This window comes from Bacteroides congonensis (assembly GCF_900130125.1).
GTDB classification, from domain to species: domain Bacteria; phylum Bacteroidota; class Bacteroidia; order Bacteroidales; family Bacteroidaceae; genus Bacteroides; species Bacteroides congonensis.
Genome location: NZ_FQXY01000011.1, coordinates 1,801,876 through 1,827,070 on the forward strand (window position 1 = coordinate 1,801,876; position 25,195 = coordinate 1,827,070).

Here is a 25,195-nt window from a genome sequence, read left to right on the forward strand (position 1 = left end):
CTGTCTTGATGTGTGCAAAAATACTAAAAACGGTTGACATAAATCAAGTGTGGTACAAAAAAGATGTATATTTGCCTCTCAAATCAAGATGTAAGACGATAATGGATAAGATAATAGGAGTAGCAGTGTTACTGCTTTGTTTATATGGTTGCGCGAAGGATAATGATGCTATTTATTATCCGGTAGGCAACGTGAACGTTGAGAATGGCGATCCGGCTCTGGAAGATGGAAAGGGTGAATTGGTTGCCCGTAGTTATAATGACGAGGACTATGTACTGGATACGATAGCGCAATATCCGGGAGATCCTACCCTCGGCAAGTTGACGTTTATGGTTAATCTGAAAAATCAATTGGCAGGTAAGGAAGCTGAAGGATTTAATGGAATCGGTAAGTCCGGACTAACAATGAGTCTTGGATACAAGAATGGTAACTATCCGCAAGAAAGTCAAATCCCTGTCTATACCTCATCGGATGTGACTACTGCTTATGCCGTCAAGCTCCGTTTAAAAGGAGAATTGACCTTGTCGGGGGATGAATGGATGATCGACTATGTTTATGCCCAACTGGCGAGCCTGTTTCAGCCATATCCGCCTACGGCTTTCCCGGAAGTCTTCATGTGTAAAGGTGGAGAGCAATCATTTGCCTATTTCGACTCTTTCCGCAGAACCTGGACATTCGATATTGAGTATAATCGCTCTAATCTTTCTTTCAGCCAACTGTATTTTAACTTATTCGTAAACTTGGCAGGGCAGAAACGGGAGGACAGAGTCCGGTTGCGGATTGATAAAGATTCTTACTTTGAGATATATAAATTAAAAGAGGGAGTGTAGTTAGAACTACACTCCCTCTTTCAATTTTGTAGTGGGTACGAGAATCGAACTCGTATTACATGCGTGAGAGGCATGTGTCCTAACCGTTAGACGAACCCACCGATTTTTAATTGATTTAAAAAGAGCCAAGTCCTAAAACTTAGCTCTTTTTTATTTTGAGATTTTGCGGAAGCTGGGGGATTCGAACCCCCGGTACCCTTACGAGTACGTCAGTTTAGCAAACTGGTGGTTTCAGCCACTCACCCAAACTTCCTTGAACCCGCATTCTCTCTCAAATGCGGTGCAAAGATAGGGGGAAGTTTTTGACTATGCAAATCTTTTAGCAAGAATTTTTTTACGGTTTTTGGAAGAAATGAGATAACCTGCTATGTTTCAAATGTTAAACGGGAGAAATTTTTTTTCGGAGCTTTTGAATTTTAGTAGCAGGGAAGGGGGGTGAAACATATTGACGCTATCCGCTCGTTATAGTGACGGTATACTGACGGGATGGGGTAACTATATTGATGGGATAGTGACGCTATCTGAATACATAAAAAAAGGCAGAAAAAAGAGCATAAAAAAAGGCTATCTATCCCAGACAGCCAATCTTTTGTTAACCTTAAATCTAATACTATGAAAAACACATTGCAAATATACGGACTTCTGTGAAATTAGCAAATAAAACAAGAAAAGACAGATGTTTTATAACATTGATTAAATATTTGATTCTTCAATTCTATTTTTATTAAGTTTTTCGGCGGTTTGAACACTATATTCCCAATATTTATCACATAATTTCAGATAACTGTTTTCGGCGCTTTTGCCACCTAAGGAAATGGCGTACATCTTTGTCTCTTTTGCTTTCGCCCGTTCTATGCTTTTGGCCAACATATTATCGACGGGACGCATTTCGAAGTCGGATACGGTAATAATGTCTGCTTCCATGTATCCTTCTTCATTGATTTTCCGCAAAGCATGGGTGATAACGGGTTCCATATCCGTGCCACCATGAAAAGACTGGCTGAGGAAATCAACCAGACGGTCGAAGCTGCTTCCTAAATCGGTGATTTCGATACATTCAATATCGTCGGAGAAAAGGATGATGTAGCATTTCCGGTGCTGTACTTCCGTCAGTTCGGCGATGGCGAGCAGGGTTGACTTTGCGATTCTTTCCCGCTCTCCTGCCATAGAGCCGGAAGTATCCAGGCAGACGATAAAAGGGCCTTCGGCTTCTTCGGAAACTTCGTTTCCTGCTGTTTTCTTGTCGTTGACGGGTTGTTTTTCGTGCGATTGATAGTCGATTACCTGGAGCCGCTTTTCTATGAAACGTTCGAAGAAGACGGGTTGCAGGCTTTTTTCGGCCAGATAGCAGTACTCGAGAGGGAGAAGGCTGTTCAAGTCGTTTCCTTCACAAATACCTGTTATATCACTACGTGTGGCATGGGATACGATTTGTTCCCGATGGATTCCCGCAGTCATCTTGAAACGTTTCCGGCTGCTTTGGTGTTTCTTTCCCAATATCTCTACCAATTCGCGGATTACCGGATTCCGTTTGATTGTTTCTTCATATTCCAGTATTTGCTCCGCTATCTGTTTATGGTTACGAAGTAGCCAGACGAGACGTGAACCGCCACGAACGGGGAGATTCCTGGATAGTGACAGTTGACGGCGGTAGAAATCGTCACAGAGCTGTTCGATATGTTCCATTTGGTAGTTGAACTCGTTGTTCGAGAGTAACGTATTCCATTTCTCGAAAAAGAGGGCGCGCAGAGCTTTCCATTCTTTGGTGCGCGGACTGATTGCGGCGAAACGCTGGAGATAATACTTGACGTTCAGGTCTACCAGATGGTATTTCATGGAAAAAGGATAAGCGCTGTTTTTCAGGAATTGGAGAAATCTGGTGTCGGACGCTTCATCCATTTCGTGAAAATATTCCCATTGGGATGCATAGCGGGAGTAGAAGTCCTGCAAAGAAGGCAATGTATGACGAAAATACAGATGAATATCCGTGTCCAGTTCTTCGGGGCGGATAATCAGGTTGTGTAGCTGTTCGTCGTACACATCGTAGGCTATTCCCTGCAATTTCTCGTAATAAATGTCTTGCAGGTGTTTGAGCCTAATACTCTCTGTTCTCTTGTTCATGGGCATGGGCGATGATGCGAAGCTCGTTCCGGTAGTTTTCGATGATATGCGCGGTTTCTCCTAAGATTCGTCTTATCTTGCTTTTCTGTGATGGACTCAGGAAAAGATGTTCTTTGGTGTATGCGGTTTCCCGTTCTGAAATCGTCTTGTATTCTGTTTCCATTTGTTGGAGCAGGTCGATGACTTCTTGCAGGGTAAATTCAAACGGGGTACTTTCATCCTGTTGTACCGGTAGCGGATCGCAATTGTCGTAGCATAATAGCGGATACTCCTGGTTGTTGACAAAGACAGACCGTTTTCCTTTTCGGAGAGAATAGATGTTCTTTTGCGCGATGTTCCTGTTTTTCACAAAGTCATAGGCTTTCAGGATTTTGTTGACAGGACGGAATTTATCTTGCTGGATATAGAATAAACGGTTGCTGTCTTTTTTGAGAGACTGATAGTCTGAAGCGAATATAAGCAGGTTTCCGGCGATATGATACCCTTCGATACGATGATAGAATGCATCTACTACCTGAATACCCGGATCGCTGATTTCCCGCAGGCTATGTTCGGATTTCATGTTTTCTTTGAGGGTATCCAGTTTCTGTTCCAGTCTTTTTTCACCCAGCAGATAGGCGTTGATACCTCGTGCTATGGATTGTTCCACCATTTCTTCAACAATGGGCAGTTGGGATACTTCGTCCCACAGGCAGGCGGTCATTAAGAGACAATCCGAGAAATGGATTCCCGGAGACTCATTCAGACAGGCGGAAGTGCGGAGCAGACTCACAATTTTCTTCCAGCGACGGTCGGATATGTAAATAGGCGGGGTGTTCTCATCACGTCCTGCATTGTACTGCTCAATTTCCCGTTTGATATTGTGAATCAGTTCGAAGATTGTATAGTGGATTCCTACCTTCTCACTTTCAGCTTGTATTTTAGAGTATAACTCATCGTCTATCTGAAGTTTTCCGGGAATTTCGGGCTCAATCTCTTTGGTGGAGGAAATCATCTGGTCGAAAGCGTATTCCTGTTCGATGCATCCTACGAACTGGCGGATCAGGAAACGGTCATACAACGCTTCCAATCCTTCACCTTTGGCGGGTAACTCGTTGGAAGCGGCGAGCAGGGCTTTCAGAGGAACACGCACTGTGAACTGTCCGTTTCGGTATATCTTTTCATTGATAACCGTCAGGAGTGAGTTCTGAATGGCGGGGCCTGCCTTCCATATTTCATCCAGAAAAACAATGGCGGCTGTGGGCAGATATCCTTTGGTGATTCGTTCGTATGTGTCCTCATCTTTTAACTTGGATATGGATACAGGGCCGAATATTTCGTCCGGCGTACTGAAACGGGACATCAGATACTCGAAAGCATCCGCATCCTTGAAAGCAAGTTTGAGTCTGCGGGCTACCAGACTCTTGGCTACCCCCGGAGGGCCTAGTAGGAAGATACTTTCACCCGCCATGGCAGATAGCAGGGAGAGCGCGATGGTATGTTCTTTTTCAAATACTCCCTCGTTGAGAGATTTTAGTAATTGAGTGATATGGGATTTGATAGCCTTCATGTGACAGATGATTTTCTTGTGTTTTTTAGTGACGGGCAAAGATACAAGAATTCTTTGAAATAGACTCCGTCAGGCTCGGAAGCTTTAGGGGATTTCCTCCTGACAAGTAGGAATTTTCAGTTTCAGGAGGAAAATTCATTCTATACTTTTGTCATATCGAAAGATAAATGATAAATAATAATAAATGAACCATTAAAAATAAAGGAATATGAAAACGAACACATTCAAATACTTAGGCTTGGCTTTGATGGCTGTATTGATGGTAAGCTTTACTTCTTGCGAAGTGGAAATTGACAGTTTTTATGATAGCGATAATAATGGCGCAGGGTATTACAATCGTTCTGCTGATTTGTGCAGCCGCACATGGGTAAGTTTCTATCGGGATATGGACGGTAATTATTGCCGTCAGGAACTTGATTTTTTCTTGGACCGTACCGGAATTGACTATATACGGGTGGAATATCCTAACGGTGCTGTGGAACAGTTTGAATATAATTTCCGTTGGAGTTGGGAGAATTACGCACAGACTTCTATCCGCATGGCTTATGGCCCGAATGATGTTTCATATCTGGATGATGTATATATCGGTGGCAACAGGTTGAGCGGTTATCTGGACGGACGGGATAACTTTGTGGAATATCAGGGAAAAAGATAAAAGATAAGAGCGACAAGCAACAGGTGAAAAGTTGGCGGATGTCAATATGCGGGTAAAAAGAGAAAGGATAATACGGTTAAGACAGGAATATCACAAGTATTAAAAACAAAATAATAGGTAAGGCGGTAAAAGGGTTGCCAATAAGATTTCAGGATACAAGAATCAGACCATACATGGGGCGCGAAATGAAAGCTTAAAAGTTTTGAACGGGACTAAATAGTTTTTATCTTTGCGCCCTATTAGTTTGAATATACATGGAGTGGTTATATAGTCTATTTCTCGAACATTCTGCCTTACAGGCTGTTGTGGTGCTTTCGCTGATTTCGGCGATAGGTTTGGGCTTGGGAAGGGTGCATTTCTGGGGAGTTTCCCTGGGAGTCACTTTTGTTTTTTTTGCGGGCATTCTTGCCGGGCATTTCGGACTTTCGGTAGATCCGCAGATGTTGAATTACGCGGAGAGTTTCGGTCTTGTCATATTTGTTTATTCTCTCGGGCTGCAAGTGGGCCCCGGTTTCTTCAGTTCTTTCCGTAAAGGAGGAGTGACGCTGAATATGCTGGCACTGGGAGTCGTATTTCTAGGAACATTGTTGACGGTGGTGGCGAGCCTTGCCACAGGTGTTTCACTTCCTGATATGGTTGGTATCCTTTGTGGGGCAACCACGAATACTCCGGCGCTGGGAGCTGCACAGCAGACTTTGAAGCAGATGGGAATGGAGAGCAACACACCCGCTTTAGGGTGCGCGGTAGCCTATCCGATGGGGGTAGTCGGCGTTATTCTTGCCGTTTTATTAATTCGTAGAGTACTGGTTCGCAAGGAAGATTTGGAAATAAAAGAGAAAGACGACGCGAACAAAACTTATATTGCAGCGTTTCAAGTACACAATCCTGCTATTTTCAATAAGAGCATCAAGGATATAGCTCATATGAGCTACCCGAAGTTTGTCATTTCCCGTTTGTGGCGGGACGGGCACGTCAGCATCCCGACTTCCGATAAGGTTTTGAAAGAAGGAGACCGCCTACTGGTGATAACTGCGGAAAAAAATGCCTTGGCTTTGACCGTGCTTTTCGGCGAACAGGAAAATACGGATTGGAACAAAGAGGACATTGACTGGAATGCGATTGACAGCGATTTGGTTTCTCAGCGCATTGTCGTGACCCGTCCTGAACTGAACGGAAAGAAGCTGGGTGCACTCCGGTTGAGAAATCATTATGGGATTAATATCAGCCGTGTCTACCGCTCGGGCGTACAACTGCTTGCCACTCCGGAATTGATACTTCAGTTGGGCGACCGGTTGACGGTAGTGGGAGAGAAAGCGGCTATCCAAAATGTGGAGAAAGTATTGGGTAATGCGGTCAAAAGCCTGAAAGAACCTAATCTGGTGGTTATATTTATAGGCATTGTGTTGGGATTGGCGTTGGGTGCCATTCCTTTTTCCATTCCGGGTGTCAGTACTCCTGTGAAGTTGGGACTGGCGGGTGGCCCGATTATCGTCGGTATCCTTTTGGGTACATTCGGGCCTCGAATACATATGATTACCTATACTACCCGTAGCGCGAATCTGATGCTGCGTGCATTGGGACTTTCGATGTATCTTGCCTGTTTGGGACTGGATGCCGGAGCGCATTTCTTCGATACTGTCTTCCGTCCGGAAGGTCTGTTATGGATTGCTTTGGGAGCCGGATTGACAATTGTCCCGACAGTCTTGGTTGGCTTTATAGCCTTCAAGATGATGAAGATAGATTTCGGAACGGTATCCGGTATGTTATGCGGAAGTATGGCGAATCCGATGGCGTTGAATTACGTAAACGATACAATTCCCGGTGACAACCCGTCCGTAGCTTATGCGACAGTGTATCCGCTGTGTATGTTCCTGCGGGTGATTATCGCGCAGGTGCTGTTGATGTTCTTGTTAAATTGAAAATTGAGAATTAAAAATTGAGAAATAATGGACTTGTGAATAAAAAGTACTATATTTATCACGAATAATTGAATCGCATGATTCCAAACAAAGAACATAGGAAGCAAAATAATTGGTAATTAGTAAATTGTAATATAATAAAATGACTGCTCAAAGTAATATAACTCCTGAAAGCATTGTGAGCGACCTTCGCTATCTGCAACTGCTTTCCCGAAGTTTTCCTACGATTGCCGATGCAAGTACGGAAATAATAAATCTGGAGGCTATCTTGAATCTACCCAAGGGGACGGAGCATTTCTTGACAGATATACATGGTGAATACGAAGCCTTTCAACATGTGCTGAAAAATGCATCGGGTGCGGTGAAACGTAAAGTGAATGAAATATTCGGTAATACTCTCCGTGAGGCCGAGAAGAAAGAAATCTGCACCTTGATTTACTATCCCGAAGAAAAACTCCAACTGGTGAAAACGCGTGAAAAGGATTTGGACGACTGGTATCTGATTACTCTGAACCAACTGGTGAAAGTCTGCCAGAATGTATCGTCCAAGTACACCCGCTCCAAAGTCCGTAAGTCGCTGCCGGCTGAATTCTCTTATATTATACAGGAGTTATTGCACGAATCTTCCATTGAGCCGAATAAGCATGCCTATATCAATGTGATTATCAGCACGATTATTACTACAAAGCGTGCGGATGATTTCATCATTGCCATGTGCAACCTGATTCAGCGTCTGACGATTGACTCTCTCCATATTGTAGGCGATATCTATGATCGTGGGCCGGGCGCACACATTATTATGGATACTTTGTGCAACTATCACAACTTTGATATTCAATGGGGCAACCATGATATCCTTTGGATGGGCGCTGCTTCCGGTAACGACAGTTGCATTGCCAACGTTATCCGCATGTCGATGCGCTATGGCAACTTGGGTACACTTGAAGACGGTTACGGAATCAACCTGCTTCCATTGGCAACCTTCGCCATGGATACTTATGCCGATGATCCCTGCTCTATCTTCATGCCGAAGATGAATTTTGCCGATGCCCACTACAATGAGAAGACTTTGCGCTTGATAACGCAGATGCATAAAGCGATCACTATTATCCAGTTTAAACTGGAAGCTGAGATTATCGACCGTCGTCCTGAATTCGGGATGGCAAATCGCAAACTGCTCGAGAAGATTGACTTTGAGCGTGGCGTCTTTGTCTATGAAGGTAAGGAATATGCCCTTCGTGATACGAACTTCCCGACCATCGACCCTGCCGACCCTTACCGTCTGACGGATGAAGAGCGTGAATTGGTGGATAAGATTCATTATTCGTTTATGAATAGCGAGAAACTGAAGAAGCATATGCGCTGCCTGTTTACCTACGGCGGGATGTATTTGGTTTCCAATTCCAATCTGCTTTATCATGCTTCCGTGCCTTTGAACGAGGATGGTAGCTTCAAGCATGTCAAAATACGGGGTAAGGAGTACTGGGGACGTAAATTACTGGATAAAGCCGATCAGTTGATTCGTACCGCTTACTTTGACGAAGAAGGAGAAGAAGATAAGGAATTCGCTATGGATTATATCTGGTATATGTGGTGCGGGTCGGAAGCTCCTTTGTTTGACAAGGATAAGATGGCTACTTTCGAACGTTATTTTGTAGAAGACAAAGAACTGCATAAGGAGAAGAAAGGATACTATTATACATTGCGTAACCGGGAAGACATTTGCGACCAAATACTGGCTGAATTTGGCGCTTCAGGCCCTCATTCGCATATTATCAATGGTCATGTGCCTGTGAAAACCATTCAGGGGGAACAGCCGATGAAAGCGAACGGCAAACTTTTTGTTATCGACGGCGGATTCTCCAAAGCTTATCAGCCGGAAACCGGTATTGCAGGGTATACGCTTGTTTATCATTCTCATGGTATGCAACTTGTACAGCATGAACCGTTCCAGTCTCGTCAGAAAGCCATTGAAGAAGGGTTGGATATTAAATCAACTAATTTCGTTTTGGAGTTTAACTCCCAGCGGATGATGGTGAAGGATACTGATAAAGGAAAAGAACTAGTGACGCAGATTCAGGATTTGAAAAAGTTACTTGTGGCTTATCGTACGGGGCTGATTAAAGAAAAAGTGTGATAGAGCATTCGCACATTATAAATAAAGCCCTGCAAGAACGAAATATCTATTTCATAGTTCTTGCAGGGCTTGTCTTATTATATCGCATTGATATGCCTTGTTCCTTTTTTAGAAAAGCACAATACCGGCTTCTACAATCGCTCCCTTGTCGTAATTACTTGATTTATTATAGAATCTGGTTAGTCCGTAACCACCTGTCGCGAAGATACCGAATTTCTTGGTAATCTGATATTCCAGATTGGCGCGTACCTGTAATGCATACAGACGTCTTGGGATTACTTCGTCTTTGTTATCACAGGCTTCGATATGCTGATATCCAAGGTCACCGCTAATTGAGAGACCTTTATAAACAGGAAGGGACAGACCAGCACGGTAGGACGCACTGATAGAAAATTTGTCATTCAATCCCTGGTACATGGAACCCACTCCCAAAATCGTATAGAATAATTGGTTCTTGAAGCGTACGCCTATATTGGCGGGAGTAGCATTGCCACCATATACCATCATTTGTATTCTTGTGTCAGGATTCGCGTTGACCAGTCCCAGTTGTAGTCCTTTCATATCTTCCCTGTAATAATTGACCAGTCCGATCTGGAGTCCACGGACTTTTGTAGCGTAATTGCACAATGCTATCTGTAGACCATTCAACTTTGTAGCTGTAATATTGGCAATACCGGCTATTTGCAAACCATTCATATTTTCACCGACCACGTTCAGGAGTCCGGAAGTCATCATGCCATTGAAACTCTGTCCCGTGATATTCGCTGCTCCGGAGAGATGGACACCTGAAGCCATGTTTCCCGTCACATTCATAAATCCACTTATCATTACTCCCGAAGTATTGTCTCCGCCGATACCGGTAAGTCCGGCTATGGTTACTCCTTGTGTACCGTCACCGGTTATGTTAACCAGTCCGGCAGTGGAGAATCCTACGGTATTGTCTCCGCTGATATTACTGACACCTGCTATTTGGACACCCCGCATCGTCCCGCCTGCCAAGTTTGCCAGTCCTGTAATCTGAATCCCGTTCATGTCACCGTGGACTACGCTTCCCAACGCGTTGATTCCCACTCCATTCAGGCGGTTCATGGTAGACAGCAGGCCGATATTCACATAAGTTATCTGTGTGCTGTCATGCGGCTGCGTGCAAATATCCTTCCAGATGGAAATATTAATGCCGCCACTTTTATTCTGTGCCGGCAAACAAACGGCAGCCATCAGGATAGCTGCCGTGATTATTGTTTTCTTTATCTTCATTCTATATCTTTTTTCTTCGGTTCAAGTCATATCCTCTACGGCTCAGTTGCCTTACCCTTTCGCTTCCTGATATAAATACCGCTTGATACTCTTCTTCGGCGTCTTCTCAAACTCTTCGGGATAAATTTTCATTTTTGAAACCTGGCTGTATGCCGGCAGCATTGTATTCAGTGTTACCCGGTTCTCTTCCATTACCTGCTCGATGTCTTCATTCTTCAGGCCGTGGGCGAAAGCATCATCAAAGTCAGGATAAACGAGACCGACGAGCTTTTCGTTCTGCTGAACGATAATGCTTTCGGCTACATACGGCATATTGTTCAGCTTGTCTTCGATTTCTTCAGGATAGATGTTCTGTCCGCTTGCGCTGAGAAGCAGGTTTTTGCTGCGTCCCTTGATCGTTACATTGCCTTCCTCGTCCATTAATGCCAGGTCGCCTGTATGTAACCAGCCGTCCTTGTCAATCACTTCCTGTGTAGCTTCCTCATTCTTGTAATATCCCAGCATCACATTCGGACCTTTGCAAACGATTTCTCCTACAATGTTCTCCGGATCGGAAGAAAGAACCCGTACATCCATACGGGGTACGGCTTTTCCGCAAGACCCCGGCTTGAATCTTCTCCAGTCTTCGTAGCAGATAATCGGGCCGCATTCTGTCATTCCATATCCTACGGTATAAGGGAAATCAATCATTTTCAGGAATTGTTCCACTTCCTGATTGAAAGCCGCGCCCCCTACAATCACTGCTTTGAAGTTGCCGCCGAACGCTTTGATCATTTCCTCGCGCACCGTCGCTTTGATCTTGTCATTGATGATAGGTACTTTCAACAATATCTTCATGGCCGGAGTTTCCAACTTTGGAAGTACGCTCTTCTTTATAATTTTCTCGATGATGAGCGGGACAGCCACAATCAGGCTCGGCTTGACTTCCTCGAATGCTTGAAAGATGATTTTCGGACTCGGCATACGGGTAAGGAAGTAGATGTGGCAACCTACGGAAAACTCATAAAGGAATTCGAATGCCAGTCCGTACATATGTGCCATAGGAAGCATGGATACGATTTTGTCTCCGGCTTCCAACTCCAACACTTCAAAGGCGAATTTTGTATTCGACCACAAACTGCGGTAGGGGAGCATTACTCCTTTTGAATAACTAGTTGTTCCGGAAGTATAATTGATTACGGCTAGTTCTTCGGGTTCGTCTTTGTGATAGGCGACGTGTTCTTTGCGGAAATTCTTGGGATATTTCTTACCGAACATTTCATTCAGATGTTCGCGGGCGTAAGTCAGGCGTTCGCTGCGTGATACCAGCAGGGTGAAGTCGTTCATCATCAGGATACCTTCCAATAGCGGCATTGCCGATTCGTTCAGGTTTTCCCATACCATATCTCCTACAAGCAGTAGTTTAGCTTCGGAGTGATTGACGATGTTGTGTACATTGTCCGCTTTAAACTCGTGAAGAATGGGGACGATAACTGCCCCATACGTCAGCGTAGCGAGGAAAGTGACTCCCCAATGCGAACTGTTTCTTCCACAGACGGCAATCTTGTCTCCCTTGCGGATTCCACTTTCTTCAAAAATGATATGGAGTTTTTCGATTTTGCGGGCTACGTCTTTATACTGAAGGGTGGCTCCCTTATAATCTGTCAGGGCATCCAAGTCCCAATTGTTTTTGATACTATTCTCAATGTAAGCTATAAAACTCTGTTCCATTGTTTTTTGCACATTTGGTATTAAATTGTGCAAATATAGCAATTAAATTAAGAATGAAGAATTATGAGTGAAGAATTTTTGGAAAAGGAGTGGGAGAGGGGGTAAATCTAAGCTCATACTATGAGCCGGTTCTGATATGCTATAATGATAATCGGATATGCTATAATGAAAAATAGATATGCTATAATGAAAAACAATTATGCTATAATGATATCAAATTATGCTATCAGCAAAAATAATAATGCTGATAGCATATTAATAGATTGTTCGGCTTCTCTTATTTCAAGTACCATTCGTACATTCTCTGTACGCCTTCCTCGATTTCGATTTTGTGATGCCATCCGAGAGCGTGTAGCTTTGAAGGGTCGGTCAACTTCCGCATAGTACCGTCCGGTTTGCTGCTGTCGAAAGTCAGTTTGCCTTGGTAGCCTACGGTTTCCACGATATGTTCGGCAAGCTGACGGATAGTGATTTCCTTACCTGTTCCGATGTTGATATGGCAGTTGCGGATATCCTTGTCGCCTTCCTTGTAGGTATCTTTGAAATCGACGTGCTCCATGACGAATACACTGGCGTCTGCCATTTCTTCACTCCAAAGGAATTCACGCAGCGGAGTACCTGTGCCCCAAAGAGTCACTTCAGTATCGCTGATACCATATTTTTTCAGAATAGCCAGAATCTCTTCCTTCGGGCTGTCACCATTGACGCCTTCTACCGGACGCAGGTTTATATCCTTGCGTACAGCTTCCCAATTTCCTTCTTTCAGACAATGTGCCAGGTGAATCTTGCGAATCATGGCAGGCAATACATGACTGCGTTCCAAATCGAAATTATCATTCGGGCCGTAAAGATTGGTCGGCATCACAGCGATATAGTTAGTACCATATTGCAAGTTGAAACTCTCGCACATCTTTAATCCGGCAATTTTGGAAATGGCATATGGTTCGTTCGTGTATTCCAGCGGAGAAGTGAGCAGTACATCTTCTTTCATGGGCTGTTCAGCATCACGCGGGTAAATACACGTACTACCTAGAAAGAGTAGTTTCTTCACATTGTGACGGAAACTTTCCCCAATCACATTCTGTTGAATTTGCAGGTTCTTGTAAATGAAGTCGGCACGGTAGATACTGTTTGCCATGATACCGCCTACGAAAGCGGCTGCAAGGAATACATATTCCGGCTGTTCTTCATCAAAGAACTTGCGGACAGCCGCACCGTCCAGTAGGTCAAGTTCTTTATGGGAGCGACCTATCAGATTGGTATATCCTTTATCCTGCAAATTTTTCCAGATAGCAGACCCTACAAGACCGCGGTGCCCTGCTACGTATATCTTTGCATTCTTTTCCATTTTATCTTTTATTAGTTCACCACAGAGGACACGGAGGGCACAGAGGAAAAAATAAAATCCTCCGTGTCCTCTGCGTCCTCTGTGGTGAAATGAAATTCATTTAGTGTTTGTTGGCTATCATGCGTTTCACCTTCTCCATATCGTGGCGAACCATGATACTTACCAGTTCCTCGAATGAAGTCTTGCACGGATTCCATCCCAGCAAAGTTTTTGCTTTAGTCGGGTCACCCAATAATTGTTCCACTTCCGACGGACGGAAATATTTAGGGTCAACTTCTACCATTGTCTTTCCGGTAACTACGTCGATACCCTTCTCGTTCACGCCTTCACCTTCCCAACGGAGTTCGATTCCCGCTTCTTTGAAAGCCAGCGTCGCGAATTCGCGTACCGTGTGCATTTCTCCCGTAGCAATCACGAAATCTTCGGGAACGTCATGTTGCAGAATCAGCCACATGCATTCCACGTAATCCTTGGCATATCCCCAGTCACGGCGTGCATCCAGATTACCCAGATACAGTTTGTCCTGTTCTCCCTGCGCGATACGTGCGGCAGCCAGAGAAATCTTACGGGTTACGAAAGTCTCGCCGCGGCGCTCGCTCTCATGATTGAACAAGATACCGTTTACGGCAAACATACCATAACTTTCACGATAATTCTTGGTAATCCAGAAACCATATTGTTTGGCCACCCCGTACGGAGAACGGGGATAGAACGGAGTTGTCTCTTTTTGTGGAACTTCCTGCACCTTACCGAACAATTCGGAAGTAGAAGCCTGATAGATGCGGGTTTTCTTTTCCAGTCCAAGGATACGTACAGCTTCGAGCATACGCAGTGTACCTACAGCATCTGCTTCGGCAGTGTACTCAGGAACGTCGAACGAAACCTTCACATGGCTTTGAGCCGCCAGATTGTAGATTTCATCCGGTTGCACCTGTTGAATGATACGAATTAACGAACTAGAATCTGTCATATCCCCATAATGCAGATTAATAGTACGTTTCTGTTTCATGTCGCGCACCCACTCGTCAAAATACAAATGTTCAATACGTCCTGTATTGAACGAAGAAGAACGGCGTAGAATGCCGTGTACTTCATAACCTTTTTGCAATAAAAACTCGGCAAGATAAGAACCATCCTGCCCGGTGATGCCTGATATTAGGGCTTTTTTCATACGCTATGTATTTAATAATTGAAAATGTGGGTGCAAATGTCGTCATTTTCTATGACCCTTGCAAACCACTTTCCAATTATTTTTCAGCACAGTTATTCAGCACAGTTTTTTCCCATCATTTTGTCGATAATCAGCGCAATAGCTCCGTCGCCGGTGACATTGCAGGCTGTTCCGAAACTATCCATCGCAATGTAAAGCGCAATCATTAAAGCCTGTGCCGATTCATCGAAGCCGAGCATGGATTGAAGGATTCCCAAAGCAGCCATGATAGCCCCGCCGGGAACGCCCGGTGCCGCCACCATCGTGATTCCCAACATAAAGATAAAACCGGCAAAAAGGGGGAAGTCGAACGGCATTCCCTGCATCATCATCAACGCCAGTGCGCAAGCTACGATTTTCAGCGTACTGCCCGATAGATGAATTGTGGCACATAGCGGAATCACGAAGCCTGCGATATCTGCCGATACTCCGTTTTTCTTCGTCTGTTCCAGTGTCACGGGAATTGTGGCGGCTGATGATTGTGTACCCAATGCGGTGAAATAAGCCGGCAGCATCCTGCCGAGCAGTTTGAACGGATTCCTGCGCACAAACAGTGCGGCTATGGAATACTGAAAGACCAACAGGAATATGTGCAGAAGAAAGATTACCCCGATGATTTTGATAAATACCATCAGGATAGAATATACTTGCCCCGAATGTGTCATATTCAGAAAAATACCGAAGATATAAAGCGGGAGCAAAGGCAGAATCACCGCACTAATCATACGGACGATAATCTCCTGAAAATCCCGTGCCACGTTCTTCAAAGCATCACTGTTGAGCGAAGCCAGCCCCAGTCCCAAAGTGAAAGCAAAAATCAGAGCTGTCATCACATTCATCAACGGGGGAATGGATACGGTGAAGTAGGGGAGAATCCCTTGCGCCTCGCTCACTTCTTCGAGAGGGACTCCCTGTTCGATGAGCGACGGAAATACCGTGACTCCGGTAAAATAGGAGAGGAAACCCGAAAACAAAGTGGCAAAATAGGCAATCAGGGCAGTGATGAGCAGCATCTTTCCCGCGCCTTTGCCAATGTCAGCGATAGCCACGGTGACCAGTCCGAGAATAATCAACGGAATGGAGAAATTGAGGAACTCACTGAAAATACCGTTGAAAGTGACGAATATCCGTACCAACGGAGCCGGAAAAAAGGTACCGATGGCAATACCTAGAATGATGGCGATAACAATACGGGTCAATAAACCGATTCTGATTTTCTTCATCCTTGCTTTTATTTGTTGCCCGCAAAAATAATATTTTAATCTAAATATTACGAACAAATGTTCATTTCAATTGTTACTATGATAAACATTGTTACAAAATATACAAGTTATGGCAAATCAGAATAAAACAGATATCGGACTTATCGGCTTGGCCGTGATGGGCGAGAATCTAGCTTTAAATATGGAAAGTAAGGGATGGCATGTCTCAGTTTATAACCGTACCGTCCCCGGAGTGGAAGAAGGAGTAGTAGACCGCTTTATGAATGGCCGTGCAAAAGGTAAAAATATCGAAGGATTCACAGATATAAAAGCTTTTGTAGATTCAATAGCTACCCCTCGGAAAATAATGATGATGGTTCGTGCCGGAAGTCCGGTAGACGAACTGATGGATCAGCTTTTTCCGTTACTTTCACCCGGAGATATTCTTATCGACGGTGGTAATTCCAATTACGAAGATACCAACCGCCGTGTCAAGCTTGCCGAGTCGAAAGGTTTCCTTTTTGTCGGCAGCGGTGTGTCCGGTGGTGAAGAAGGCGCTTTGAACGGTGCTTCCATCATGCCCGGCGGTTCGGAAAAAGCATGGCCGGAAGTGAAACCGATTCTTCAGAGCATTGCGGCGAAAGCGCCGGACGGTACTCCTTGCTGTCAATGGGTGGGGCCGGCAGGTTCCGGTCACTTCGTGAAGATGATTCACAACGGTATCGAATATGGCGATATGCAGTTGATTGCCGAAGCCTATTGGGTGATGAAGAAACTGCTCGATTTGAACAACGAGGAAATGGCGGATGTTTTCGCCCGTTGGAACGAAGGCAAACTTCGCAGTTACCTTATCGAAATCACCGCCAACATCTTGCGTCATAAAGACAAAGCCGGTGGTTATCTCATAGACAAGATACTGGATGCTGCCGGACAGAAAGGGACAGGCAAATGGTCGGTCATCAATGCCATGGAACTGGGCATGCCGCTAGGACTGATTGCTACGGCCGTGTTCGAACGCAGTCTCTCCGCCCAGAAAGATTTGCGCCGCCTGGCTTCCAGACAATTCCAGTGCCAACATACACAACCTATATATAATAAGGTGGAACTCGTCAAGGATATTTTCTCTGCCCTTTATGCTTCCAAACTCGTCTCCTATGCCCAGGGATTCGCCGTGTTGCAACGCGCTTCCGATGCTTTCGACTGGCATCTCGACCTGGCTTCCATTGCCCGTATGTGGCGTGGTGGATGCATCATCCGCAGTATATTCCTGAATGACATTGCGGCTGCCTTCGAAGCCACCGACAAGCCTGAACACTTGTTGTTGGCTCCTTATTTCAAAGAAGAAATGAAAACGTTGCTCCCCGGTTGGAAGAGCCTCGTGGCCGAAGCTATGAAAGAAGAGCTTCCTGTTCCCGCTTTCTCTTCTGCCTTGAATTATTTCTATTCGCTCACTTCCGCCGATTTGCCCGCCAACCTTGTGCAGGCACAGCGTGACTACTTCGGCGCGCACACGTTCGAACGTAAGGACGAACTGCGCGGACAGTTCTTCCATGAAAACTGGACAGGACACGGTGGCGATACGAAATCGGGCACATACAACGTTTGACAGTATATGGTGAAGTAATAAGATTGTTTTATAAGTAAGAGATAAAAAAGCGACAATGGATAAATTTGCAATGATTATTTTCGGTGCGTCCGGCGACCTTACCAAGCGTAAGCTGATGCCTGCCCTTTACTCTCTCTTCCGTGAAAAACGGTTGACCGGAGATTATAGCATATTGGGTATCGGACGTACAATCTATTCTGACGAGGACTACCGTTCCTATATATTAGGTGAACTTCAGACATTCGTAAAGTCCGAAGAGCAGGATGCGGCGCTGATGGATGCCTTTATTTCCCATCTGTATTACTTGCCGATGGATCCGGCAAAAGAAGAAGGTTACCCGACACTCCGCCAACGACTGGTGGAGTTGACGAATGAGGTAGACCCCGACAACCTGCTGTTCTATCTCGCCACTCCGCCGTCACTTTACGGTGTAGTACCCTTGCATCTGAAAGCAGCCGGACTCAATACTCCCCATTCACGTATCATCGTAGAGAAGCCTTTCGGTTACGACCTCGAATCGGCACGCGAACTGAATAAAATCTATGCTTCTGTTTTCAACGAACAGCAGATTTACCGTATCGATCATTTCCTCGGTAAAGAGACTGCCCAGAACGTACTCGCTTTCCGCTTTGCCAACGGTATCTTCGAACCCCTTTGGAACAGGAATTATATCGACTACGTAGAAATCACGGCAGTCGAGAATCTCGGCATCGAACAGCGCGGTGGCTTCTACGAAACGGCAGGTGCCCTGCGTGATATGGTGCAGAATCATCTTATCCAACTTGTAGCCCTCACGGCTATGGAACCGCCTGCTGTCTTCAATGCGGACAACTTCCGTAACGAAGTCGTGAAAGTCTACGAATCTCTGACCCCGTTGAATGAAGTCGACTTGAACGAACATATCGTTCGCGGACAATATACGGCTTCCGCCAATAAGAAAGGTTACCGTGAAGAAAAAGGCGTATCTCCCGATTCGCGCACGGAAACTTATATTGCCATGAAACTGGGTATCAGCAACTGGCGTTGGAGTGGCGTTCCGTTCTATATCCGCACAGGTAAGCAGATGCCGACAAAGGTGACGGAAATTGTAGTTCATTTCCGTGAAACACCTCATCAGATGTTCCATTGTGCCGGTGGCAACTGTCCACGGGCGAATAAATTGATTCTTCGTTTGCAGCCAAACGAAGGAATAGTGCTCAAGATTGGTATGAAAGTTCCCGGCGCAGGTTTTGAAGTCCGCCAGGTGACGATGGATTTCAGTTATGCCCAGTTGGGTGGTGTACCTAGCGGTGACGCTTATGCGCGCCTGATAGACGACTGTATCCAAGGTGATCCGACCTTATTTACTCGAAGTGACGCAGTGGAAGCTTCATGGAATTTCTTCGATCCGGTACTCCGTTATTGGAAAGAAAATCCTGACGCACCTCTTTACGGCTACCCTGCAGGTACGTGGGGGCCTTTGGAAAGTGAAGCCATGATGCACGAACATGGGGCCGACTGGACAAATCCCTGTAAGAATTTGACGAACACAGATCAATATTGTGAATTATGAAATTAGAAGTTTTTCCCTCGTCCATAGAGACGTCGCGTGAGCTGATACTCCGCTTGGTGGAAATTATGAAAGAAGAACCGGGTAAGGTGTTCAATATAGCGGTGAGTGGTGGCAACACCCCTGCTCTGATGTTTGATCTATGGGCGAACGAGTATATGGATATCACTCCCTGGCACCGTATGCATATCTATTGGGTGGACGAACGTTGTGTGCCGCCCGATGACTCGGACAGTAATTATGGGATGATGCGCAATCTACTTTTAGGACTGACTCCCATTCCCTATGAGAACGTCTTCCGTATTCGCGGCGAAGCGAAACCAGTGAAGGAAGCTCTTCGTTATTCAGAATTAGTCAGGCAGCAGGTACCGCTCAAACAAGGCTGGCCTGAGTTTGACATTATCTTGTTGGGCGCGGGAGACGACGGGCATACTTCTTCCATTTTCCCCGGACAGGAAGACCTGCTGACTTCCAGTTCCATTTATGTAGTCAGCAGCCATCCCCGCAACGGACAGAAGCGTATTGCAATGACCGGCTATCCGATTCTGAATGCCCGCCATGTCATTTTCCTGATAACGGGGAAAGGCAAAGCGGACATAGTAGAGGAAATATGCAATTCGGGAGATACGGGGCCGGCAGCTTACATTGCCCATCACGCACGGAATGTAGAACTTTTTATGGATAAAGGGGCAGCCTTGTATATTGACGACTTGAATAAAAAAGACTTCAATTAGATTTTTCTTCTTGTACTATCATAAACCGGATACATACGAAAACTAAAAAGACTAGAGGAGAATTACACTTTCGTAATCTCCTCTACTATATAAGTCTCTTTCACTTTCCTGCAAGTACATACAAAGTATTCGGGATGTTGCAACGCTCCTTGTAAAGTATCCGGAAGAATTATCTCTTTCGTACGCCGGTCTACCGCAACCATTGCATACAAGATTCCTTCACTTTCGCATTTCTCGATTAGTGCACTTTTCAACTCTTCTACAGCATATTCCATTTGTGTGATATTTTGTCGCTGCAAAGTTATGGAAAATATGTATATTTTGTGCAATATTATTCTTGTAATATATAAAAATAGCTCCCTTGTTCGTCCGCCGACGAGGGAGCTATCAACACAAAAACTAAACTAGACACATTTTTGGAAATCTAGTTGTATATTCTGTATATCAATTATATAGTCCTGCTTTTTTTTATGGTTCGACCATAATTCGACCATTTGATGTTTTATGTACTATCAAGATTTCTATATTTCATATTTTATATTACTTTAAATATTATATTTGCGCATTGTCAAACTAAAATAGTGCGTTTATGAAAATGTTTTTTAGAAGCATCCAAAAATGGATGAGAGTGCGTAAAGTTCGTAGAGAACTTAAAAAAGATCAAGCTTTAAGAGAACGCTGCATTGGTTATGTCACAAAAGTGAATGGAACCAGTTCTTTCATTAATGTGGCTGATTATACATATAAATATATCAAAGAAGGAAAATTGCCTTAATAATTTTAAACTTCCTTGTTTGGTAAAAGCATGGGTAAGGAGAACTTTATTCTGCTTACAGATTCATTTTGTGCATCTTCATTAGAAGATACACCTACTCCTATAATGCTTGCAAACACACCAACTTTTGTATTGTTTCCTTTATTGTCAGATGTTGTCAATGACAGATTAAATTCAATATTTGTGATATAACAATGTTTTGACGCTATCTCTATGTAATTTGAATCCTGTTTCCCTATATCACCAATAGGATTAATGGTTAGTGGATATTTGGAAGCTCCGCCATTTAATTCAGTTACTGCATCTGCTATTTGAGTAACTGTATCTTTTATGAATTCTTTAAGTTCCATATGTGATACGTGCTAATATCTAACTAGTTGTTGCTATTACTTTCTTCTCCTGCCATTTTTTTAAGAAGGCGAATTATTTCCTCCTGATTAGACACCATCTTATTTATCTTGTAGTACCAACAGAGTAGTTCCCTGCAAACGATAAAGATTATAGCACAGATAAGTAATACCATAAGTACTGAACCGAAACCATCGAATGATGAGGACGGTGCAGGAGCTTGTGCAAATAGTGCCATTGGTACAATGGCAAAAGTGATAAATGTAATTATTTTCATGTCGTATCTGTTTTATTGATTGGTTCTATCCTATATTTCGTTCATGCTTCAACAGTTCTAAACTTATATTTCATTATTGCTTTTAGAATCAGTTTCATCACTTTCTTTTTTGCTTTCTAATACTTCATTAATAAGTTCTTTGATTTTAATGTAATCTTTGTCATCTAAATCTTCTTTATTAATAATTTCCTTGAAATCCTTATCAAATATATATTCATAATTTCCTATGTCTGGGCTACCTCCTTTAGTTTTACATCTAAATTTATGTATTGCTTTCCAACCACAAAATTCTTTTTTTATAAAATTAGCTCTGTCTTTTATACTGTCCGAATGTAGTGAAACCATATTAGTACATGCTTTGGCTTTTTCCAGATTTTCATTGAATTTATTTTTAGCTTCATAATATCTAGAGTTACTATATGAAGAATAACCATCACTCCAAATCTCCATGGTTTTTCGTGCATCTTTCATTTCATCTAGATATTCATCTGCTTTTTCAATAGCTATTTTAATGAAATAGGCATGTCTTGTAATGATTGAATCTGTATATACAGATGTAAAAGCACTGTCTATATTGGTTTCAATAGGTTCATAGCTAGCAAAATCATATAGGACTTTAAACATATCGTCCTTAATTAATTCATTAGCTTTTTCTTCTTTAGATTTGCATCCACTTAATAATATGGTAGCTGATACAACGATAAATAATAATGTTTTCATTAGTGTGTATAAATTTAAATTATCCAATATTTCTTTCATTCTTCAACATAGCCAGTTCACCCTTTAATTTTTGGTTTTCTTCCAAAAGGCGTTGGGTAAGTACTGTCTTTTCGTTAATCTCATCTTGTAGATTAGCTATGGTATATACTATACTTTTCAATTTCTCCATTCCTGGTTCTGTTTCTTCTTTTTGAAGAAGCATGGAGCCTTTTCCTCTTAACAGCCATTCAGCAGATATTTCTTGGTAGTTATCCAATATTGCATTAATAGTTGAGGCACTAACCTCACTTACCCCTCCTAATTGTCTACTCAATGTGTTTTGTTTAATACCACATTTGAGGGCAAATGCCCTATCAGATAGCCCCGAATAGGCTATAACTTCTTTAATTCTATCAATCATAAAATTTACTATAAAGTTAATATATCCAAATATGGATAATAAAATAAGCTTTTGGATTTGAAATTATCCATATTTGGATTACATTTGCATCATAAATCAATCAATCATACAAACATACAAAAATTGATTGATAAAACAAATGTGAAACTCTATAAATGTGACAGACATGAAAAGATTTGATTTATCCGAAATAATGAGAAATGCTCATAGAACCTATAAGTATTCAGGCAAGAAGCAGGGAAAAACTTTTGGAGAGGTTCTGAAAGCTACTTGGAGACTTGCTAAACTTCAAGAAAATTTCTCACAGGAAGCCATGAAAGCAAGAACGGATAAATTCTTATCAGAAAGAAACGAGGTAATGAGTAAAGCGGCTAAAGCTACAAGGCATGAGGGGTACAATAATCTTAATATACCCGCTTCCGCTTACTACAACCCAAATAGTACTCATTACGGTGCACATTACGTCGGAGATTAATCAAATTATACAACAATGGATAAAAGAACCGAACTAGAAATACAGCGAGACAAATATGAAGCTGTGATTGAAGAACGAGACGCGTTGATCAGCTCTTTGAGAGGTGAAAATGAAAAACTCAAACGAGATTTAGAATCAGAACGTGGATTTTATAGAGAGAAAGTTTCCCAATGTGATGATTTGAAGAAATTTATTGAATCGCAAAGAAACTTAATGGATATAGTTTTGAAGAACAACCAAAGTATTCTCTAACCCTCACTAAAGTCAAACCAAACCGCCGGTTATCCGGTACCCAGTCCGGTCTTTGAGCCTGCCCTTGAAGGGAGACTGGGAACAACAGAGAAGAGTTCTTTGACATATTGGTAAAATGGTGTTTTGGAAGCCGACACATGCCGAAAGGGATTACTGACGTAGGCGGGCTTCTCAACGATATAATGCTGTGGTTAATGGTCAAGCCGTATCGTTGTAAAACTAAATCAGTTAGACGTTTGTCGGCAAATCGAGGTATTTGCTTTATGTATATAAAGGTGATGTAGCTCAGGCAGGTTAGAGCGCTGCGTGTGGTGGATGGTTGAGAGTTCGAGTCTCTCAAGAAATACTCTTAGCTTAACGGAAGAGCACCACAAGCAGAGGTCGGCGGTTCGAATCCGCCCATCGCTTCAATGTTTAATTAAAGAATATAGAGTTATGACAAGGTTTTTCCAGTTTGTAATAGTTGGAATAATATTAGGGGCGGTGCTTATGTTACTCGCTTCTATTGTTTCTTCGTGTTACTTTTTTATTACAACATTTACGTTGAGTGATTTTGAAGAAAGAACAGCTTCATTTGTTCTCGGTGCGGTAAGTGCTCTATTTACATACGGAATGTTCCGGATATTAATGAATGCCTTACAAGCATTTTCAGATAAGTTGGATGCAATAAAAAAGAGATATGAAAGCAATAATTGAAATTAAAGATGTCGCCTTTCGAGAGATAGGCGACATCAATAGGGGAAGAGGGAAACCTATCAGGGATTGCGTGAAAGTATTTGAAAGCTACAAGGTGATAACTTTCTTTGGCATTCCCATTAAGCGAATTACCCATAGATTGAATGATTGGGATCCTGAAGAATCGACTTCAAACTCTCATAAGCAAGAGTGATTGTTAATGGCGGTGTTCCATCAATGAAATGTAGGATACACTGTTTTCTATGGTCCTCAATTTTAATAACACATCCTAGATTGATAAGGATGCGTTTACCGTTTTCGGTAATCTCAATAAATTTGTTCATTTTCTTGTTTTTTGATTTGACACTTCAAAAATAAGAAAATCCCCCGTTCCTTTTTTATTAGCGAATAATCTTGGAACGGGGGAAATTTATTAATCAATTAATATTAAGCGTATTATTATGAAGAATTACATAACTCTAATTGTGATGTTCATCATCGGTCTATTTGTTGGAAATAGAATATTTAATCATGTAAATGCGTGGATAGGTGTGGGTGTAATCTTGTTCACGATATTTTTTGTCACATATAAATTAATAAAAGCACTGAAAAATGAGAAGAAAGATTGATTGTCTGTTTTTGGCATTGATTGCCATTATTTTATTTGCATCGTGTGAAAGAGTTGCTCCTAATTATGCCGGTGTGCTCATGGAGAATTACGGTAAACAGGGGAAAGATGATTTTAAGGTAGTTTCGGGCAAAGTATCTACATGGGAATGGGGTACGGAGCTATTTCAAGTTCCTTTGTTTGACCAACGTGGAGAATTCGCAGAGCCAGTAACATTAAAGGCTGCTGACAATACGGAGTTTACAGCACGTCCGACTTATTCCTATAAGGTGATGAAGAATAGGGCTATTGATATTGTATTTGACAACAAGCATATTGATAAAGCCGATACTCCATCAGGAAAGGATGGCTTTATGCAATCGTTGGAAGATAATATCTTGGAACCTCGTATTTATGACCTTATTAAGGAGGAAAGCCGAAAACATAAGACTGATAGCCTGATGGCGGATGGTGGTTCGTTAGTTTTTGAAAAGAGACTGGAGCAAATAGTAGATAAAGAGTTTGATAAACGAGGATTACAATTACTTACTTTTTCTGCACAGTTGGAGTTTTCAAGAGCTGTTCGTGATAAGATTGATAGTCGCAATGAAGTAAATACCAATATATCTGTTCTCGATCAGAAAATTGAAGAGCAGAAGAAACAAAATGAATTGGAACGATTGAAAACGGAACAGGCTCTTATTACATCGAAAGGGTTGACTAAAGAAATCCTGTATAAGCAGTTTATTGATAAATGGGATGGAAAAACACCGCTCTATGGTATTGCTCCTGATTTTCTGAAAATAACTCAATAATGAAATTACCCAAGTTTATCCGTA

Annotated in this window: 25 protein-coding genes and 3 tRNA genes; 14 read left to right on the forward strand and 14 right to left on the reverse strand. The window is 42.8% G+C overall.

What is annotated here, in order from left to right; genetic code table 11:
• The first annotated feature begins 8 nt into the window (after nt 1-8).
• Complete coding sequence (locus BQ7997_RS24550; RefSeq protein ID WP_073348394.1) at nt 9-830, forward strand: DUF3845 domain-containing protein; 822 nt, start codon at nt 9-11, stop codon at nt 828-830.
• Between the two features lie 29 nt (nt 831-859).
• Here BQ7997_RS24550 and BQ7997_RS24555 read toward each other — a convergent pair.
• The 4 genes from BQ7997_RS24555 to BQ7997_RS24570 form a co-directional block, all read right to left on the reverse strand.
• Nucleotides 860-931 (reverse strand) — tRNA-Glu (locus tag BQ7997_RS24555).
• Nucleotides 932-996: 65 nt separating this feature from the next.
• A tRNA-Ser gene (locus BQ7997_RS24560) sits at nt 997-1,083 on the reverse strand.
• A gap of 440 nt (nt 1,084-1,523) precedes the next feature.
• Complete coding sequence (locus tag BQ7997_RS24565; RefSeq protein WP_210436312.1) at nt 1,524-2,951, reverse strand: VWA domain-containing protein; 1,428 nt, start codon at nt 2,949-2,951, stop codon at nt 1,524-1,526.
• Nucleotides 2,926-4,500 (reverse strand): AAA family ATPase, encoded by a 1,575-nt coding sequence (locus BQ7997_RS24570; protein WP_073348396.1) that lies wholly within the window; start codon nt 4,498-4,500, stop codon nt 2,926-2,928. The genes BQ7997_RS24565 and BQ7997_RS24570 overlap by 26 nt, the downstream gene beginning before the upstream one ends.
• A 208-nt stretch (nt 4,501-4,708) precedes the next feature.
• On the opposite strand from BQ7997_RS24570, the gene BQ7997_RS24575 reads away from it, so the two are divergent.
• The 3 genes from BQ7997_RS24575 to BQ7997_RS24585 all read left to right on the forward strand — a co-directional run bounded on the left by BQ7997_RS24575 (nt 4,709) and on the right by BQ7997_RS24585 (nt 9,211).
• On the forward strand, nt 4,709-5,155 hold the full coding sequence (locus BQ7997_RS24575; protein WP_022137752.1) for a hypothetical protein: 447 nt from the start codon (nt 4,709-4,711) through the stop codon (nt 5,153-5,155).
• Nucleotides 5,156-5,409: 254 nt separating this feature from the next.
• A complete protein-coding gene (locus tag BQ7997_RS24580) occupies nt 5,410-7,074 on the forward strand; it encodes a putative transporter (RefSeq protein WP_073348397.1) in 1,665 nt (554 codons plus the stop codon).
• Between the two features lie 142 nt (nt 7,075-7,216).
• A complete protein-coding gene (locus BQ7997_RS24585; protein ID WP_022140183.1) occupies nt 7,217-9,211 on the forward strand; it encodes a fructose-bisphosphatase class III in 1,995 nt (664 codons plus the stop codon).
• 108 nt (nt 9,212-9,319) lie between these two features.
• On the opposite strand, the gene BQ7997_RS24590 is transcribed toward BQ7997_RS24585, so the two are convergent.
• The 5 genes from BQ7997_RS24590 to BQ7997_RS24610 form a co-directional block, all read right to left on the reverse strand.
• Entirely contained in the window at nt 9,320-10,468 is a 1,149-nt protein-coding gene (locus tag BQ7997_RS24590; RefSeq protein WP_073348398.1) for an LA_2272 family surface repeat-containing protein, read from the reverse strand.
• Between the two features lie 51 nt (nt 10,469-10,519).
• A complete protein-coding gene (locus tag BQ7997_RS24595; protein WP_022140186.1) occupies nt 10,520-12,178 on the reverse strand; it encodes a long-chain fatty acid--CoA ligase in 1,659 nt (552 codons plus the stop codon).
• A gap of 277 nt (nt 12,179-12,455) precedes the next feature.
• Nucleotides 12,456-13,526, reverse strand: coding sequence for a GDP-L-fucose synthase family protein (locus BQ7997_RS24600; protein WP_073348399.1), 1,071 nt, complete (start codon nt 13,524-13,526; stop codon nt 12,456-12,458).
• Nucleotides 13,527-13,626: 100 nt separating this feature from the next.
• A complete protein-coding gene (gene gmd, locus BQ7997_RS24605; RefSeq protein WP_044654960.1) occupies nt 13,627-14,697 on the reverse strand; it encodes a GDP-mannose 4,6-dehydratase in 1,071 nt (356 codons plus the stop codon).
• A 92-nt stretch (nt 14,698-14,789) separates the two neighbouring features.
• On the reverse strand, nt 14,790-15,959 hold the full coding sequence (locus BQ7997_RS24610; RefSeq protein ID WP_073348400.1) for a dicarboxylate/amino acid:cation symporter: 1,170 nt from the start codon (nt 15,957-15,959) through the stop codon (nt 14,790-14,792).
• Between the two features lie 109 nt (nt 15,960-16,068).
• Here BQ7997_RS24610 and gnd point away from each other — a divergent pair, with 109 nt between their 5' ends.
• From gnd to pgl, 3 genes are read left to right on the forward strand one after another with little or no spacing between them, the layout of a single operon-like run.
• A complete protein-coding gene (gnd, locus tag BQ7997_RS24615; protein WP_073348401.1) occupies nt 16,069-17,544 on the forward strand; it encodes a decarboxylating NADP(+)-dependent phosphogluconate dehydrogenase in 1,476 nt (491 codons plus the stop codon).
• Between the two features lie 55 nt (nt 17,545-17,599).
• Nucleotides 17,600-19,096, forward strand: coding sequence for a glucose-6-phosphate dehydrogenase (gene zwf / locus BQ7997_RS24620; protein ID WP_044654958.1), 1,497 nt, complete (start codon nt 17,600-17,602; stop codon nt 19,094-19,096).
• Nucleotides 19,093-19,827: a 6-phosphogluconolactonase gene (pgl, locus tag BQ7997_RS24625; RefSeq protein ID WP_044654957.1), complete on the forward strand. Its 735-nt coding sequence runs from the start codon at nt 19,093-19,095 to the stop codon at nt 19,825-19,827. Before zwf ends, pgl begins: the two co-directional genes overlap by 4 nt.
• A gap of 62 nt (nt 19,828-19,889) precedes the next feature.
• Here pgl and BQ7997_RS24630 read toward each other — a convergent pair whose 3' ends face one another.
• Nucleotides 19,890-20,102, reverse strand: a complete 213-nt coding sequence (locus tag BQ7997_RS24630; protein ID WP_044654956.1) for a hypothetical protein — start codon at nt 20,100-20,102, stop codon at nt 19,890-19,892.
• Nucleotides 20,103-20,416: 314 nt separating this feature from the next.
• On the opposite strand from BQ7997_RS24630, the gene BQ7997_RS25440 reads away from it, so the two are divergent.
• Nucleotides 20,417-20,602: a hypothetical protein gene (locus tag BQ7997_RS25440; protein ID WP_128858150.1), complete on the forward strand. Its 186-nt coding sequence runs from the start codon at nt 20,417-20,419 to the stop codon at nt 20,600-20,602.
• 5 nt (nt 20,603-20,607) lie between these two features.
• On the opposite strand, the gene BQ7997_RS24635 is transcribed toward BQ7997_RS25440, so the two are convergent.
• The 4 genes from BQ7997_RS24635 to BQ7997_RS25980 form a co-directional block, all read right to left on the reverse strand.
• A complete protein-coding gene (locus tag BQ7997_RS24635) occupies nt 20,608-20,952 on the reverse strand; it encodes a hypothetical protein (RefSeq protein WP_073348402.1) in 345 nt (114 codons plus the stop codon).
• Between the two features lie 23 nt (nt 20,953-20,975).
• Nucleotides 20,976-21,227: a hypothetical protein gene (locus BQ7997_RS24640; protein ID WP_073348403.1), complete on the reverse strand. Its 252-nt coding sequence runs from the start codon at nt 21,225-21,227 to the stop codon at nt 20,976-20,978.
• Between the two features lie 63 nt (nt 21,228-21,290).
• Nucleotides 21,291-21,986 carry a hypothetical protein gene (locus BQ7997_RS24645; protein WP_073348404.1) on the reverse strand — a complete coding sequence of 232 codons (696 nt, stop codon included), beginning with the start codon at nt 21,984-21,986 and terminating at the stop codon, nt 21,291-21,293.
• Nucleotides 21,967-22,347, reverse strand: a complete 381-nt coding sequence (locus tag BQ7997_RS25980; protein ID WP_073348405.1) for a helix-turn-helix transcriptional regulator — start codon at nt 22,345-22,347, stop codon at nt 21,967-21,969. The genes BQ7997_RS24645 and BQ7997_RS25980 overlap by 20 nt, the downstream gene beginning before the upstream one ends.
• Nucleotides 22,348-22,513: 166 nt before the next feature.
• Here BQ7997_RS25980 and BQ7997_RS24655 point away from each other — a divergent pair, with 166 nt between their 5' ends.
• From BQ7997_RS24655 to BQ7997_RS24675, 6 genes are all read left to right on the forward strand, one after another.
• The gene (locus BQ7997_RS24655; RefSeq protein WP_009039399.1) at nt 22,514-22,822 is read left to right on the forward strand and encodes a hypothetical protein; all 309 of its coding nucleotides are present in this window, start codon (nt 22,514-22,516) and stop codon (nt 22,820-22,822) included.
• 15 nt (nt 22,823-22,837) lie between these two features.
• Nucleotides 22,838-23,074: a hypothetical protein gene (locus BQ7997_RS24660; RefSeq protein ID WP_004300198.1), complete on the forward strand. Its 237-nt coding sequence runs from the start codon at nt 22,838-22,840 to the stop codon at nt 23,072-23,074.
• Nucleotides 23,075-23,348: 274 nt separating this feature from the next.
• Nucleotides 23,349-23,482, forward strand: a tRNA-OTHER gene (locus BQ7997_RS25565).
• 27 nt (nt 23,483-23,509) lie between these two features.
• Nucleotides 23,510-23,770, forward strand: coding sequence for a hypothetical protein (locus BQ7997_RS25570; RefSeq protein WP_032856101.1), 261 nt, complete (start codon nt 23,510-23,512; stop codon nt 23,768-23,770).
• On the forward strand, nt 23,754-23,963 hold the full coding sequence (locus tag BQ7997_RS24670) for a hypothetical protein (protein ID WP_032856102.1): 210 nt from the start codon (nt 23,754-23,756) through the stop codon (nt 23,961-23,963). The genes BQ7997_RS25570 and BQ7997_RS24670 overlap by 17 nt, the downstream gene beginning before the upstream one ends.
• 398 nt (nt 23,964-24,361) lie before the next feature.
• Nucleotides 24,362-25,171, forward strand: a complete 810-nt coding sequence (locus BQ7997_RS24675) for an SPFH domain-containing protein (RefSeq protein WP_009039401.1) — start codon at nt 24,362-24,364, stop codon at nt 25,169-25,171.
• Nucleotides 25,172-25,195: the final 24 nt, after the last annotated feature.

Bases quoted from the DNA above. Each gene is read 5' to 3' on its own strand.
- BQ7997_RS24550 (WP_073348394.1), top strand. From the start codon at position 9: ATGTGTGCAAAAATACTAAAAACGGTTGACATAAATCAAGTGTGGTAC.
- BQ7997_RS24565 (WP_210436312.1), bottom strand. From the start codon at position 2,951: ATGAACAAGAGAACAGAGAGTATTAGGCTCAAACACCTGCAAGACATT.
- BQ7997_RS24570 (WP_073348396.1), bottom strand. From the start codon at position 4,500: ATGAAGGCTATCAAATCCCATATCACTCAATTACTAAAATCTCTCAAC.
- BQ7997_RS24575 (WP_022137752.1), top strand. From the start codon at position 4,709: ATGAAAACGAACACATTCAAATACTTAGGCTTGGCTTTGATGGCTGTA.
- BQ7997_RS24580 (WP_073348397.1), top strand. From the start codon at position 5,410: ATGGAGTGGTTATATAGTCTATTTCTCGAACATTCTGCCTTACAGGCT.
- BQ7997_RS24585 (WP_022140183.1), top strand. From the start codon at position 7,217: ATGACTGCTCAAAGTAATATAACTCCTGAAAGCATTGTGAGCGACCTT.
- BQ7997_RS24590 (WP_073348398.1), bottom strand. From the start codon at position 10,468: ATGAAGATAAAGAAAACAATAATCACGGCAGCTATCCTGATGGCTGCC.
- BQ7997_RS24595 (WP_022140186.1), bottom strand. From the start codon at position 12,178: ATGGAACAGAGTTTTATAGCTTACATTGAGAATAGTATCAAAAACAAT.
- BQ7997_RS24600 (WP_073348399.1), bottom strand. From the start codon at position 13,526: ATGGAAAAGAATGCAAAGATATACGTAGCAGGGCACCGCGGTCTTGTA.
- gmd (WP_044654960.1), bottom strand. From the start codon at position 14,697: ATGAAAAAAGCCCTAATATCAGGCATCACCGGGCAGGATGGTTCTTAT.
- BQ7997_RS24610 (WP_073348400.1), bottom strand. From the start codon at position 15,959: ATGAAGAAAATCAGAATCGGTTTATTGACCCGTATTGTTATCGCCATC.
- gnd (WP_073348401.1), top strand. From the start codon at position 16,069: ATGGCAAATCAGAATAAAACAGATATCGGACTTATCGGCTTGGCCGTG.
- zwf (WP_044654958.1), top strand. From the start codon at position 17,600: ATGGATAAATTTGCAATGATTATTTTCGGTGCGTCCGGCGACCTTACC.
- pgl (WP_044654957.1), top strand. From the start codon at position 19,093: ATGAAATTAGAAGTTTTTCCCTCGTCCATAGAGACGTCGCGTGAGCTG.
- BQ7997_RS24630 (WP_044654956.1), bottom strand. From the start codon at position 20,102: ATGGAATATGCTGTAGAAGAGTTGAAAAGTGCACTAATCGAGAAATGC.
- BQ7997_RS25440 (WP_128858150.1), top strand. From the start codon at position 20,417: ATGAAAATGTTTTTTAGAAGCATCCAAAAATGGATGAGAGTGCGTAAA.
- BQ7997_RS24635 (WP_073348402.1), bottom strand. From the start codon at position 20,952: ATGGAACTTAAAGAATTCATAAAAGATACAGTTACTCAAATAGCAGAT.
- BQ7997_RS24640 (WP_073348403.1), bottom strand. From the start codon at position 21,227: ATGAAAATAATTACATTTATCACTTTTGCCATTGTACCAATGGCACTA.
- BQ7997_RS24645 (WP_073348404.1), bottom strand. From the start codon at position 21,986: ATGAAAGAAATATTGGATAATTTAAATTTATACACACTAATGAAAACA.
- BQ7997_RS25980 (WP_073348405.1), bottom strand. From the start codon at position 22,347: ATGATTGATAGAATTAAAGAAGTTATAGCCTATTCGGGGCTATCTGAT.
- BQ7997_RS24655 (WP_009039399.1), top strand. From the start codon at position 22,514: ATGAAAAGATTTGATTTATCCGAAATAATGAGAAATGCTCATAGAACC.
- BQ7997_RS24660 (WP_004300198.1), top strand. From the start codon at position 22,838: ATGGATAAAAGAACCGAACTAGAAATACAGCGAGACAAATATGAAGCT.
- BQ7997_RS25570 (WP_032856101.1), top strand. From the start codon at position 23,510: ATGACAAGGTTTTTCCAGTTTGTAATAGTTGGAATAATATTAGGGGCG.
- BQ7997_RS24670 (WP_032856102.1), top strand. From the start codon at position 23,754: ATGAAAGCAATAATTGAAATTAAAGATGTCGCCTTTCGAGAGATAGGC.
- BQ7997_RS24675 (WP_009039401.1), top strand. From the start codon at position 24,362: ATGAGAAGAAAGATTGATTGTCTGTTTTTGGCATTGATTGCCATTATT.